At 40.0% G+C, this 230-nt stretch carries 1 pseudogene; it reads right to left on the bottom strand.

The features are described from left to right. Positions 1–230: pseudogene (locus tag ACFINZ_RS11980) on the bottom strand (JAB domain-containing protein); the annotation flags it as partial.

The following is a 230-nucleotide window of genomic DNA, read 5'->3' as shown; positions in this document are numbered from 1 at the left end:
GGGTATGGTCGATTGTTCCAGTTTGTTGCACTTCATCAGCAAGCAAACCATTTTTCTTATCAAGAAACAACACACGAAATTGTTCTCGTGTTTCGTGTGCCATGACAGCTTTACAATAAGCTAATACTTGATCCCATGATGAAAAAATATCGCGTTTAAATAATTGCGCACGGGCAAGACGTCCTGCAACATCTGAAATAATTTTTAAATCGAGTGCAGTTGCCGGACCA

The sequence above is a fragment of the Bartonella sp. AA81SXKL genome (assembly GCF_042196945.1).
Lineage (GTDB): Bacteria > Pseudomonadota > Alphaproteobacteria > Rhizobiales > Rhizobiaceae > Bartonella.
Note: the sequence above shows the minus strand (reverse complement) of the source record. Positions and strands in the feature narration are given on the sequence as shown.